We start from the raw sequence: 13,395 nt of genomic DNA, 5'->3' as shown, positions 1-13,395 counted from the left end.
CAGGCGACAAAGGAGCAACAATGTACCGTCGACCACTGCTGCAGCGCCTCGATCCGCCTTCGGTCATCGTATTCCGCGCCCTTCACCTGGGTGACATGCTGTGCGCGGTGCCCGCGCTGCGTGCGCTGCGCGCCGCCGTGCCCCGTGCCCACATCGCGCTGGTGGGTTTGCCGTGGGCGCAGCAATTCGCAGACCGGTTCAGTGCGTACGTCGATGAATTCATCGCCTTTCCCGGCCACCCTTTGCTGCCCGAGCAACCGGTACGGCAGGAGGCGCTCGCGCGTTTCTACAACAGTCTCTGCGCCCGCCAGTTCGCGCTGGCGCTCCAGTTGCACGGCAGTGGCGACGTGAGCAACGACATCGTCAGCGGCTTCGGCGCGCAGGCGATGGCCGGGTTCTGCCGTGGCGCGCCCGTCGTCCGCGACCGCACCGTCCTGTTTCCCTATCCGGAAGTCGGGGCGGAGCCGGAGCGCCTCCTGTCGCTGATGGAGCAGCTCGGCGCACCATCGACCGGCGTCCACCTGGAATTTCCGCTGTCGCACGACGACGAAGACGAGTGGCGCGCAAGCGGCCTCGGCACCGCACTCACGCCCGGCGCCTACGTGTGCATCCACCCGGGCGCGCGCAAGCGGGACAAATGCTGGCCGGCGGCCTTGTTTGCGGAGGTCGGCGACCGCCTCGCCGCCGAGTTCGGCCTCAAGGTGGTGTTGACGGGATCGGCCGAGGAAGCGGACCTGACGGCCGACGTGGCGTCCCGCATGCACCACCCGCCGCTCGACGCCGCCGCGCCCATCTCGATCGGTGCGATGTCCGTCCTGATGCGTGATGCCAGGCTCTTGCTCTGCAACGACACCGGCGTGTCCCACATCGCGGCCGGCCTCGGGCTCAAAAGCGTCGTCGTGTTCAGCAAGGCCGACATTGCCCGCTGGGCGCCGCTCGACCGCCACACGCACCGCTGCATCTGGGATCCCGGTGCGGAGCGCGCCCAGGTGGTGCTGCAACATGCACGCGCATTGCTGGCCGGCACGGCGCCGAGCCGCCAGCGCAGTGTCGGCATGTGGCCTTACTGGTGACTATTGATGAGCCAATGCCGCATGGGCCAGCGCCTCCACCTCGTCGATGCCGACATCGGCGACGAAGCTCACATCGTGCGGACAGCGCGCTCGCAGATTGTCCTGATCGCAAACAGGGCAGCGTGTCCGCACCGACATGGCCGCATGCAGGGTCGAGGGCCGCAACGGCATTCCGTCGATCAAATTCGTCAGCCAGAAGATACCGACACTCGGCACACGGAGCGCCAGGCCCAGGTGCAGCGGGCCGGTGTCGTTCGACACGAGCAGCGCGGCGCGCGCCAGCAGGCCGCACAGCCCGCCCAGGCTCAGCCGGCCTGCGAGTGCGACGGCCGGCGCGTGCATGCGCGCCACGACCTCGTGCACAAGATCCACTTCGTCCGGCGAACCGTTGACGGCGACACAGGCGCCGTCCTGCGCGAGCCGGTCGCCCAGCGCCGCGAACGATGGCGCCGGCCAGCAGCGCCGCGGATCGGTCGACCCCGGCTGCAGCACGATGAGCCGTTTACCGGCCAGCCCGGGCATGATCGCCGCAGCCTCGTGCCGGTCGGCTTCCGTGAGCGCGAGTTCCGGTTGCGCGTCAAGCGGCCACTGGATCTCCGCGCCGGCCAGGCCCGCGATCTCGAGCAAGGCCAGCCTGCGCGGGCTGGGCTGGCGAAACGGCACCCAGCGATCGAGCAAGGGCACACCCGGCGCGCAGGCCCCCGCCGTCAGCCGTGCACCGAAGCGCAACAGGAATGGATTCGAATGACGCCCTCCCCCATGCATCTGCAATGCGAGATCGAAACGCTCGGCGCGCAGCGCGTCGACGAAGCGCTCGACCTCGTCTTTCGAAGTCTCGTGTGCGCCGACGCCTTGCACGGGCGGCACCTCGACAACCCGGTCGACCGGCCCTGGCCTCCCGTGCAGGAACGCACGATGCCAGGCTTTTCCCGCCAGGACCAGTTCGGCCCCGGGATACGCCTGCTTCAACGCGTGCAGGGCCGGCAGCGCGAACACGAAGTCGCCCACCGCACCCGGCCGCAGCACGACGATCTTGCGCACATCGTGGACACGCATGTCGTGGACACGCACGTCGTGGACACGCATGTCGTGGACACGCATGTCGTCTACACGCATGTCATCGACACGGTCACTCGCCGGTCGCATCGTGCGGCTCGTCGTGCGGCTCATCGTGTGGCTCACTGAGCGGCAACACATACGGCGCATCGATGGCCCGTGCCGTGATGGTCGTCGGCAGTTCCATGTGATACGCGCCGGACGGAAATATCGCGCAGCCGCCGTACAGCGCCATCACACGCTGCTGGGCCAGTACATCTTCTCCGCAATGCTGGGCCGGCAGGTCGCGCCAGAAGTCGAAGCCGCCCACCGCGCGCAGCTTGGCCGTATCGAACATCACGCAGCCGCCGACCCAGGCGATCTTGTAGCGTCGCGTCGCTCCGGTCTCGTCCGCCAGGCGGGTCTGCACGTGAAAGAGGTTCGCCGCGCTGTGCAGGTGATGACGCGCCCACGCCGGGCTGCCGGGCCGCACGGTTTCCGGCATCACGGGACCGTCCCAGAATTCGATCGCTTCCTGCATCGGCCGCAACTGGCCCAGGTAGCTCAATCCATGCAGCGCACTGCCGACGAGGCCGCATTCCTCTTCCCGCAGGACGGCGTGCAGACGGGCGACGAGGTCCGGTTCGAGGATCACGTCGTCGTCGACGAACAGGCAGCACGGCGAGCGCACGTGGGCCAGCAGGAAGGCGCGCTGTTCGGCCATGCCGCGGCGGCGCGGGCGCCGGAACGTGTCGACACTGCGCCCGGTAACGCGCAGGTAGCGCAATACCGCCTGCACTTCGCCATGCGTGCAGACGCCGTCGCCATCCGACTGGTCGGCAAGCACGATGCGCAAGGCCGGCCAGGTCTGCGCGCCGAGCGCCGTCAACGTGACCGCGAGCGCCGCGGGGCGGTTGCGGGTCGGGATCACGACGTCGATCGTCTCGTTCACGGCGCCGCCCTTCCATCCCCCTGCACCTGGCCGTTGAGGTACGGGTTCAGCGCGGGATCGTTGTACATCTTGAATTGACGATACAGCTTGAAATAGGCCCGTCCGGCCCGCGCTTCCGTGAGCAGCAGGTCGAGGCAGGCCATCAGGTCCTGGCGCTGCGCGAGCAGGCGGTCGAGCTTGGCGGTGCACGCGCGGATGTGGGCGTCGTCCGCATCGACGCGCTGCGTCTGCGCGCGCATGTGGTGGATCTTCAGCGCGAGGATCGACAGGCGGTCGATCATGGCGCCGGCCGTTTCGCTGGAGAGCCGCGCATCGGGAACGCAGACGACGTGGCGCAGGCCGGCCAGCAGCGCTTCGTCGATGGATTCGACCGCGTCGTTGCGTTTCTGGTTGTAGCGGTCGATCAGGCGCTTGCCGGCCGCGATCTCGGAAGGCGGCACGTCGAGCCGGCGCGCCCGGTCTTCCTCGCGCCACAGCAGGCCGTTGTAGCGGTGATTGGCGGCGATCCATTCCCATACACCAGCATCGGCGGCGACGTGCGACATCACGGGCCAATCGCGTTCGCGCAGCTGGCGGTCGTGGAACCAGACGACGGACACGGCATCGATTTCGCTTTGCATGGCAACTCCGATCCTGGGCAGACGAGCGACGTTTGCTTGGAGTACGCAGGCGTACTGGAGTTCTGCGGAATGCGCGCGGGCTTGGCACAGCGCAAACAAAAAAGGGCGGCGCCATCGGCACCGCCCTGAACGAGGAAGAAAGGATGATTACTTCAGCAGGCGCGAACGGCTGGCCACGAAGGCGATCAGGCAGGCGAGGCCGCCGATGTAGGCGATGGCGATCTGCATGCCCATGCCCTGGGCGATGGCGCCGATGACCGGCGGGCCCATCAGGCTGCCGCTGTAGGCCATGCTGGCCACGCCGGCCAATGCCGCCGGACCCTGCGCGCCCGCCGCGCTGAACACGAACGGGAACACCAGCGCCAGGCCCATGCCCGCGACGGCGAAGCCGAACAGGGCGAACCAGGCATTCGGCGACAGCACGGCGAAGAACAGGCCGGCGGCACCCAGCATCGAGCCGCTGGTGACGAGCGAACGGGCACCATAGCGCACCTTGAGCTTGTCGCCGCCGAGGCGGGCCAGCAGCATCATCACGGAGAACGACGACAGGGCCAGCGGCGCCAGGCCGTCCGACGCACCGAAGTGCTCCTTCAGGAACACGCCGCTCCAGTCGGCGATGCTGCCTTCGGCCATCGAACCGAAAAAGCCGAGTGCGCCCAGGAACAGCAGCGGGCCGCGCGGCAGCGAGAACGATTTTTTCTCGACGACTTCACCGGTGTCGTCCGCATCCAGCGACGCATAGCCATAGTAGAGGGCCAGGGCCAGCGGACTGGCCAGCATCACGAAGTGCGTGAGCGGCGCGATGTGCAGGCCGGCCATCAGGCTGCCCAGGGTCGCACCCGCCAGGCCGCCGGCGCAGCCGAGGCCGTGAAGTTTCGACAGTTCCGACTTGCCCGACTGCTTTTCGCGGCGGGTGGCGGTCGAGTTGACGGCGACGTCGAACGTGCTGGCGGTGATGCCCAGGCTCAGGACGGCCATCATCAGCAGCGGCACAGTCGGTGCGCCGCCGATGGCGACCAGCACGGCGAGCAGGGCCAGGCCGGAAAACAGCATGGTCTTGCGGGCGCCAAGCGAGCTCATCATGCGCGATGAAATAGGGTACGACAGAACGGCACCGAGGCCGCCGCACAGCAGCACCATCGACAACGCCGAGTGCGACACGTGCACGCGTTCGGCCATGGCCGGAATGCGGCCGGCCCACGAACCCATGATCACGCCGAATACCGTGAACAGGAGCGGCAGGGCGAACGACTGCGATTGCGCGAGCGGGAGGCTGCGGGAGCGGGCGGCAGCAGTAGCGGGCAAATGATTTTGCATTTAGTAGATGACTTTTTTTAAAAAAATGTCTGGATCAAAAAGCAAACGCCAACCGAGCGGTTGGCGCGTGGAAAGCTGATGGGAGGCAATTCTAAACGGTTTGCGAGAACTTTGCTTTGCCACTCGGAAAAAATTTTCAGCGTTGCGGGATGCCGACAAACACGGGCAGTTTGTAACCAGATGTGAACTTATAACGAGAAATAAGCGTGGGCGTTGTAAAAAATATAGTGGAGATGAAAACGATTCCAAACTAGAATGGCCGGGCCCAAAAACGGACAGGAATACCATGACGCCCTCCCCCGACATGCCCCGTACCGACTCCCGCCTCGACCTGGTCGATGCCCTGCGCGGCTTTGCCATCGTCTCGATCATGCTGCTGCATAACATCGAGCACTTCGATCTCTATTTTTCGCCGCCGGGCGAGCCGGCCTGGTTGAAAGAACTGGGACAACACATCTGGGATACGATGTTCGCCCTGTTCGGCGGCAAGTCGTATGCCATCTTCGCCCTGCTGTTCGGCCTGACGTTCCACTTGCAGGACGACGCCCGGGCCCGGCGCGGGGAGGATTTCCGGCCGCGCTTCGCGTGGCGCATGCTGCTCCTGCTCGGGTTCGGACTCGTGAATTCCGCGTTCTACGAGGGCGACATTCTCGCGATGTATGCCGTGCTCGGCCTCGTGCTGATTCCCGTCGCGCGCCTGGGCACGTGGACGGTCTTCCTGCTGGCCTGCTTCCTCAGCCTGCAGCCGGTCGCGTGGTTCGATGCGCTGGCGGCGCTGGGCAGTGCGCCGGGCAAGCTGCCCGATCCCGCCTCCTGGGCATACTTCGGCCGCGCCGAGGAATACCTGAAGCACGGCTCACTGCTCGACGTCTGGATCGGCAACCTCACGAACGGCAAGCAGGCCGTGCTGTTGTGGAGCTGGGAAATGGGCCGCCTCCTGCAGATTCCCGCGCTGTTCATGTTCGGCATGCTGGCCGGCCGCCTCGGGCTGTTTGCCGTGAATGACAGGAACATCGGCATCTGGCGCCGCGTCTTTTTCGGGGCGTTGCTGCTGCTCGGTCCGCTGATCTTCATCCAAGGGCACCTGGCGGCGTGGTTCCCCGCCGAGGCCCTGCGCCGGCCGCTGGACGCCATCGCCAAGCCGCTGCTCAACCTGGACATCATGCTGCTGCTCGTGACGGGTTTCGCCCTGCTGTACCGTCGTCCCGCCGGCGCGCGCGTGCTGGGGTCGCTCCGCTGGCTGGGAAGGATGAGCCTGACGAGCTACATGATGCAATCGATCGTCGGCACGACCCTGTACCACGGCTTCGGCTTCGGCCTGTACGAGGTCACCGGCACCGTCGCGGCGCTGTCGATCGGCATCGTGCTGGCCATGCTGCAGGGTTGCTTCAGCGCCTGGTGGCTCAAGCACCATAAGCAAGGCCCGCTGGAAGCCCTGTGGCACCGCCTGACGTGGATCGGCGCGGCGTCAACGCAAAGCCCTCAGCCCGCGACGCGCGTAAACAACCCCTCGTAGCGCAGCACGACGCCATCGCCGTCGACGTCGAGGTCGGCGGCGAATGGCCGGGACAGGCTTTCGAACCGCACCCGGTCGGGCGCCACGCGCGTGTACGCCTGCGCGACGGGCTGGACGTCGAGCTTGGGCAGGTCGACGTACGCGACGCGGATTTCCTGGCGGTCATGCAGCGCATCGCCGAGGCGCCGGATCGGCGGCGTGTTCGTGAAGGGACTGCCGGACAGGTCGACGTCCGTGCAGCCCTGCAGCGCCGGCAACGGCGCGCCGCCCGCGTCAGTCCAGTTGCCGGCCCCGTCGGCGCGCAGGCTCACGCGCCCCTTGCCCGCGACATGGACGTCAAGGCTGCGCACGCGCCAGTGCTCGTCGCAGCACAACAGATAACTGCAGGCGAACAGACGTCCGCCGGCGGGGCCGATGAGGACACCTTCCGCCGTCACGCCGGCCTCCCCGGTCTCCAGCTCGACATGCTCCAGGCCGCCACCCTGCTCCGTTGCCCAGCGATAGCTGCGTTTCACGTCGCCCTCCTTCCGTGTTCCATGCACGCCTAATGTAGCACCGGGCGGCCGTGTTGCGCGCCAGCGAAGAAGGCCTGGTCGTATCATCATGACAAGGCCCGCCGCCGCGGCGGGTTGCTGACAGGGAGACGCCGTGTTCGGTATCGATGCGCGTACGGCCCGCGTGGTGTGGACGGCCGCGCTGGTGATTGCAGGACTGTATGGTGTCTTTCTCGTGCGGACGACGCTGCTGGTGATGCTGATCGCCGTGCTGTTCAGCTACCTCATCTATCCGCTGTTCGTGCTGGCCCAGCGTGTCGTCGGCGGCCGCGTGCCGCGCACGCTCCTGCTATGCCTCGTCTACCTCGTCGTGGTCGGGCTCGTCGCGCTGGCCGTCGGGCTGTTCGGCAACACGGTGGCCGAGCAGGCCACGGCCCTGGCGCAACAGTTGCCGACCCTGCTCGATCCCGCCACGCTGGAGCGGCGCCTGCCGCTGCCCCACCTGCTCGAACCCCTGCGCGCGCGCCTGGCCGCCTTCCTGCGCGACCTGTTGCAGGGCGGCTCGGCGGAGGCGATGCCGTTCGTGCGCAACATCGGCTACGGGTTGGTGCACCTCGCCGGCAACCTGATCTACGTCATCGTCGTCCCGATCCTGAGCTTCTTGATGATTTTGCAGGCGCATGTCTTCGACGAATTGCTCGTGGCGATGCGCCACCGCCGCAACGGCGCGTTCTGGACAGACGTGCTGCACGGCCTGAACACCTTGCTGTCGAGCTATGTGCGGGCACTGGCCCTGCTGTCGCTGGCGACGCTCCTCGCCTACGGTCTCGTGCTGTCGCTGATGAGGGTGCCGTTCGCCCTGCTGCTGGCCGGCGTCGCGGCCGTGCTGGAAGTGATTCCCGTGCTGGGGCCACTCGTCGCGGCGGCGGCCATCGTCGGCGTCGCCCTGTTCAGCGGCTACGAGCACGTGGGCTGGATCATCGTCTTCATCGGCGGCTACCGCGTCTTCCAGGACTATATGTTGAGCCCCTGGCTGATGAGCGAGGGCGTGGACGTGCCGCCGATCCTCGTCGTGTTCGGCCTGCTCGCCGGCGAGGAACTGGCCGGCGTGTCCGGCATCTTCCTTTCCGTTCCCTTCCTGGCCGCGCTGCGGATGTTTGTCGTGCAAATGCGCCTGCATCGGACCAAGGTCACGACTCCGCCAACGTCCGGTGATGCAAACGTGTTGTAAACGCCACACGCTCTCCCATAATGCCGCCGTGCACAACTGATAGCGCTATCAGTCCAATTTTCACAGTTTCCCTCTGAGGAAACAGCAATCTCCCGGTCATTTCATGCAAATTGCATGAGCCGCCCCCCGCAAGGTTTGCTCCGCAACATGAATAACACTTTACAAACCCGCCGCCTTATTGAAGACTTGGCAAAAATGATAGCGCTAACGGTCGCTGTGAATTGACAGAAAGAGAGACAGAATGGCATCACCAAGCGATGTATCCAATCCCTCGGGCGAAGGCCGCCGCTGGGTCATCATGGGCGTCTGCGGCTGCGGCAAGAGCACGATCGCTGCCGCCCTCGCCGCGGCGTTCGACGTCGCCTTCCTCGAGGGCGACGCGTATCACCCGGCGCCCAACGTGGTCAAGATGTCGGCCGGCGTCCCGCTGACGGACGACGACCGCGCCGGCTGGCTGCAAGCCCTGGCCAACGAGATCGGCGCCGCGCGCGAACGCGGCACGGGTGTCGTCGTGTCGTGCTCGGCGCTCAAACGCCGCTACCGCGACCTGCTGCGCCAGGCCGACCCGAACCTGCGCTTCGCCCATTTACATGGTCCGCGCGGCACGATCGCGGCGCGCATGCAGACGCGCATCGGCCACTACATGCCGATTACCCTGCTGGACAGCCAGCTGCGCGACCTCGAGCCGCTGCAGCCGGACGAGGCCGGCATCACCCTGGACATTACCCAGCCGCCAGAAACCCTGGTGGCCAGCATCATCGCATCGATCAATCACTAAGTCAGTCGTCGCACCCGGCCCAGCCGCCCATCCGAGGCGGCATGCCGACCACATGAGAATAATGGAGACTACCATGCGTACACCACTACAACGCACCCTCATCAACCTCGCCGTCGCCAGCGCCTGCGGCATGCTCGGCGCCGCCCATGCGCAGCAAGCCGAACCGGCACAACAGCCGGCGACGGATGCCCAGGCAACCCAGGCGCCTGAAGCCGCCCCCGCCGTCCCGGAAGCGAACGTCGTGCGCATTTCCGGCTCGCGCATCGCGGCCCGCGGCTTCACGCAGCCGACGCCGACGACGAGCCTGTCCAGTGCCGACCTCGAAAAGGCCGCGAAGCCGAACCTGTTCAACACGCTGGCCGAACTGCCGGCGCTGCAGGGCAGCACGGGCCGCACGACGAGCACCAACAGCACCTCGAGCGGCATCCAGGGCCTGTCCTCGCTGAGCCTGCGCGGCCTGGGCACCATCCGGACCCTGACCCTGCTCGATGGCCAGCGCGTCGTCGGCGCGAACGTCACCGGCGTCACGGACGTCAGCCAGTTCCCGCAACTGCTGGTGAAGCGCGTGGACGTCGTGACGGGCGGCGCGTCGGCGTCGTACGGTTCCGATGCGGTAGGCGGTGTCGTCAACTTCATCACGGATAAGAAATTCACGGGCTTCAAGGCCAACGTCGAGGGCGGCCAGACGCGCTACCACGACGACAAGAGCGGCACCCTGCAGGCCGCCTGGGGCAAGGGCTTCATGGACGACCGCCTGCACGCGACCGTCAGCGGCGAATTCAGCAAGGAAAACGGCATCGACTCGCCGGGCTTCGGCGAAGTGGGCGCGGGTGGCCGCACGTGGTACCGCAACACGGTGTTCCAGCGCCGTCCGCTGTCGCAGACCACCGACGGCAAGCCGGAATACATGGCCATCGACCACGCCCAGCAATACCAGTATTCGAAATACGGCCTGATCACGAGCGGCCCGCTGCAGGGCACCGCGTTCGGCGACGGCGGCGTGCCGTACCAGTTCAACTACGGCTCGAACGGCGTGCCGACCGGCACCGGCCAGGTCACGAACTGCGTGAATCCGTTCTGCGTGGGCGGCGACCTCTCGGGCAGCGTGGGCGCCGGTACGAACCTCGCGATGAATTTCAAGCGACAAGTCGCCTACACGCGATTGTCGTGGGACCTCGACGCGGATAACGAGATCTATTTCACCGCGAACTATGCGCAGGTGAAATCGCACTTCTCGCCGAACCCGGGCGCGGCCAAGCAGGCCAACCTGACGATCCAGTGCGACAACCCGTTCCTGCCCGCCTCGATCGCGGCGGCCTGCGCGGCCAACAACATCAAGAGCTTCCAGTACGGCACGGCGAACGCGATCTTCCCGGAGAACATCAACGTCCACCCGACGCGCACGCAGCGCCGCTTCGTCGTGGGCGCGGACGGCAGGTTCAACCTGTTCGGCAAGGAGTGGTCGTACGACGCCTACGCGGAACACGGCGAGAACACGACCAACATCAACGTCCACGACATCACGCTGAACACGCGCTACAACAATGCGATCGACGCCGTGCGCGATGCCAGCGGCAAGATCGTCTGCCGCAACGCCGTCGCCGCCGCCAACGGTTGCGTGCCGCTGAACATCATCGGCAACAACCCGGTCGATCCGGCCGCGTGGGGCTATGTCGCGCCGGGCGCCGGCCCGATCCAGCGCACGACGCAGAGCCAGGACGTGGCCAGCGCCAACTTCAACGGCGAGATCTGGGAAGGCTGGGCGGGCCCGCTGTCGATGGCGACGGGTGCCGAATGGCGCCGCGAGAAGTACGACGTGCACGGCGATCCGTACGGCGCCGGCGTTTCCCCGGATTCGATCGGCGGCGCAGCCTACCCCGCCGACCCGACCCTCAACAGCACGGTCGGCAACAACTGGTATGCCGGTAACTATCACAACGGCGCGGGCGCGTACAACGTGCGCGAGGCGTACGTCGAGCTGAACCTGCCCGTACTGAAGTCGGACACCTGGGGCGAAGCGAACCTGAACCTGGCCGACCGTCAGACCAAGTACAGCACCGCCGGCAGCGTCAGCAGCTGGAAGATCGGCGCCACGTGGAAGACGCCCATCGACGGCCTGCGCTTCCGCGCCGTCAGCTCGAAGGACGTGCGCGCACCGAACCTCTCCGAACTGTTCGCGGCGCCGGTCGTCGTCAACAACCAGGTGCAGTACCAGGGCAACACGGTCAGCGTGCAGCAGCGCACCGTCGGCAACACGAAGCTCCGTCCGGAAATCGCGCGTAATAACTCGTTCGGCATCGTGCTGAGCCAGCCGAGCTGGGCGCCGGGCTTCTCGACGTCGCTCGACTACTACGACATCAAGGTCAACGACGTGATCTCGACCTTGTCGATCCAGCAGGAAGTCGACCTGTGCGTGGCCGGCAACCAGGAGATCTGCCAGGCGATGGAGCTGAACAGCCCGGGCAACAACTACGTCACGGTGCAGAACTTCAATCTCGCTTCGCTGCATTTGAAAGGCTTCGACATCGAGTCGGCGTACCGCACGAACCTCGACAGATTCAACCTGCCGGGCCGCTTCACCGTCCGCGCGCTGGCCACCCGCACGCTGCACTTCATCACGGATTCGGGCGTCGTCGGCACGATCCCGTCGGAAGGCGCTGGTGTCAACCTGGGCAACACGCCGAAGTGGAAGCTGCTCGCCACGCAGTCGTGGGACAACGACAAGTTGAGCCTGACCCTCACCGAGCGCTGGTTCAGCGACGGCAAGTACAGCAACGAGTACATCGAGTGCCAGACGAACTGCCCGGTGTCGACCTTGATCCACCCGACCATCTACGACAACAAGATGAAGGGCGCGACCTACGTCGACTTCGGCGGCAGCTACAACGTGTCGAAGCAGATGATGGTCTACTTCAAGATCGACAACCTGGCGGACCGCGATCCGGAACCTGCACCGCAGGCCAACCCGAGCTTCGCGATCAACCCGGCCCTGTACGACGTCGTGGGACGCACCTACCGCGCCGGCCTGCGCTACAACTTCTGACCGGAGGCCGGCCATGTGGAACCTGCTGTCAGTACTACTGGCGGTCGGCCTGCTGACGGTGATGATCGCGTGGGGCAAGATTCAGCCGCTCCTCGCGTTCGTCGTCGCAGCCATCGTCGCCGCCTTGATGCTTGGGATGCCCGCCGCGAAGATCCCGGGCGCCATCGAAAAAGGGATCGGTGACCTGCTCGGGTCCCTGGTCGTCGTGATCTGCCTGGGCGCCGTGTTCGGCAAGCTGATCGCCGACAGCGGCGCGGCCCGGCGCATCGCCATCAGCCTCGTCGACCGCCTCGGCATGGCGCGGATCCCGGTGGCGATGACCGTCACCGGCTTCGTCGTCGGCATGCCGCTGTACTACAACGTCGGCTTCGTGCTGATGATCCCGCTGATCTTCTCGCTCGTGTACCAGTCCGGCCGTCCGGCCGTGGCGCTCGGCATGCCGCTGCTGGCGGGCCTGTCGATCGCGCACGGCTTCCTGCCGCCGCACCCGTCCGCGACCGCGCTCGTCGTCGCCGTGCACGCGGACATGGGCAAGACGCTGCTGTATGGCCTCGTCGTCGCGATCCCCACGCTGATCATCGCGGGGCCGATCTTCGCCATGTCGCTGAAACACATCCGCGGCGAGCCCGCGCCGATGTTCCGCACCGCGCAGCAGGCGATTCCCGACAGCGAGCTGCCGGGCACCTTCAACAGCTTCTTCACCGCGTTGCTGCCGGTCGTGCTGCTGGGCGCCCTCACGCTCGTCACCTTGATCCGCCCGGACCTGTCCAAGCCGCTCGCGTTTCTATCCAGTCCGCTCGTCGTGATGCTGCTGTCGTACGCCGTCGGGGTCGTGACACTGGGTATCGGCCGCGGCCAGCCGTTCTCGAAAGTGACGGACAGCGCCGCGGGCGCGCTGCGCGAGATCTCGCCGATCCTGATGATCATCGCCGGTGCCGGTGGCCTGAAGCAGGTGCTGATCGATTCCGGCGTCAGCGCGGAACTGGGCACGCAGCTCGCGCACATGCCCGTGCATCCGCTGCTGCTCGGCTGGGCCGTGGCGACGCTGATCCGCGTGTGCCTGGGCTCCGCCACGGTGGCCGGCATCACGGCGGCGGGCGTCGTCGGGCCGCTCGTGGAAAGCTCCGGCGTCGACCCGAACCTGATGGTCCTGGCCGTCGGTGCCGGGAGCCTGATGTTCAGTCACGTGAACGATTCGGGCTTCTGGATGTTCAAGGAATACTTCGGCCTGTCGCTGAAGGATACGTTCCGCTCGTGGACGATGATGGAGACCCTCGTCGGCGTGTTCGGACTGCTGTTCGTGATGTTGTTGTCGCTGTTCGTCACTCAAGGATAA

At 66.4% G+C, this 13,395-nt stretch carries 11 protein-coding genes; 6 read left to right on the top strand and 5 right to left on the bottom strand.

Going from position 1 to position 13,395, the window contains the following annotated elements:
* The first annotated feature begins 20 nt into the window (after window positions 1-20).
* The gene (locus ACL58G_RS05875; RefSeq protein WP_440965694.1) at window positions 21-1,073 is read left to right on the top strand and encodes a glycosyltransferase family 9 protein; all 1,053 of its coding nucleotides are present in this window, start codon (window positions 21-23) and stop codon (window positions 1,071-1,073) included.
* Here the strand turns inward: ACL58G_RS05875 and ACL58G_RS05870 are convergent, their stop codons facing one another.
* The 4 genes from ACL58G_RS05870 to ACL58G_RS05855 form a co-directional block, all read right to left on the bottom strand.
* Window positions 1,074-2,243 (bottom strand): glycosyltransferase family 9 protein, encoded by a 1,170-nt coding sequence (locus ACL58G_RS05870; RefSeq protein ID WP_440965692.1) that lies wholly within the window; start codon window positions 2,241-2,243, stop codon window positions 1,074-1,076.
* On the bottom strand, window positions 2,203-3,060 hold the full coding sequence (locus ACL58G_RS05865; RefSeq protein WP_440965690.1) for a glycosyltransferase family 2 protein: 858 nt from the start codon (window positions 3,058-3,060) through the stop codon (window positions 2,203-2,205). Before ACL58G_RS05865 ends, ACL58G_RS05870 begins: the two co-directional genes overlap by 41 nt.
* Window positions 3,057-3,680 carry a DUF4254 domain-containing protein gene (locus ACL58G_RS05860; protein WP_413381272.1) on the bottom strand — a complete coding sequence of 208 codons (624 nt, stop codon included), beginning with the start codon at window positions 3,678-3,680 and terminating at the stop codon, window positions 3,057-3,059. The genes ACL58G_RS05865 and ACL58G_RS05860 overlap by 4 nt, the downstream gene beginning before the upstream one ends.
* Before the next feature lie 147 nt (window positions 3,681-3,827).
* Window positions 3,828-4,985 (bottom strand): MFS transporter, encoded by a 1,158-nt coding sequence (locus tag ACL58G_RS05855; protein ID WP_440965688.1) that lies wholly within the window; start codon window positions 4,983-4,985, stop codon window positions 3,828-3,830.
* A gap of 298 nt (window positions 4,986-5,283) precedes the next feature.
* On the opposite strand from ACL58G_RS05855, the gene ACL58G_RS05850 reads away from it, so the two are divergent.
* Window positions 5,284-6,513, top strand: a complete 1,230-nt coding sequence (locus tag ACL58G_RS05850; protein ID WP_440965686.1) for a DUF418 domain-containing protein — start codon at window positions 5,284-5,286, stop codon at window positions 6,511-6,513.
* Here the strand turns inward: ACL58G_RS05850 and ACL58G_RS05845 are convergent.
* Window positions 6,480-7,028 (bottom strand): putative glycolipid-binding domain-containing protein, encoded by a 549-nt coding sequence (locus ACL58G_RS05845; protein WP_440965684.1) that lies wholly within the window; start codon window positions 7,026-7,028, stop codon window positions 6,480-6,482. The genes ACL58G_RS05850 and ACL58G_RS05845 overlap by 34 nt on opposite strands.
* A 133-nt stretch (window positions 7,029-7,161) precedes the next feature.
* Here ACL58G_RS05845 and ACL58G_RS05840 point away from each other — a divergent pair, with 133 nt between their 5' ends.
* From ACL58G_RS05840 to ACL58G_RS05825, 4 genes are all read left to right on the top strand, one after another.
* Window positions 7,162-8,238 carry an AI-2E family transporter gene (locus ACL58G_RS05840; protein WP_413381264.1) on the top strand — a complete coding sequence of 359 codons (1,077 nt, stop codon included), beginning with the start codon at window positions 7,162-7,164 and terminating at the stop codon, window positions 8,236-8,238.
* A 241-nt stretch (window positions 8,239-8,479) separates the two neighbouring features.
* A complete protein-coding gene (locus ACL58G_RS05835) occupies window positions 8,480-9,016 on the top strand; it encodes a gluconokinase (RefSeq protein ID WP_413381262.1) in 537 nt (178 codons plus the stop codon).
* A 73-nt stretch (window positions 9,017-9,089) separates the two neighbouring features.
* Entirely contained in the window at window positions 9,090-12,059 is a 2,970-nt protein-coding gene (locus ACL58G_RS05830; protein ID WP_440965683.1) for a TonB-dependent receptor plug domain-containing protein, read from the top strand.
* A gap of 13 nt (window positions 12,060-12,072) precedes the next feature.
* On the top strand, window positions 12,073-13,395 hold the full coding sequence (locus ACL58G_RS05825) for a gluconate:H+ symporter (protein ID WP_413337514.1): 1,323 nt from the start codon (window positions 12,073-12,075) through the stop codon (window positions 13,393-13,395).

This window comes from Massilia sp. GER05, from assembly GCF_052056005.1.
In the GTDB taxonomy this organism is placed as follows: domain Bacteria; phylum Pseudomonadota; class Gammaproteobacteria; order Burkholderiales; family Burkholderiaceae_D; genus Telluria; species Telluria orientalis.
Note: the sequence above shows the minus strand (reverse complement) of the source record. Positions and strands in the feature narration are given on the sequence as shown.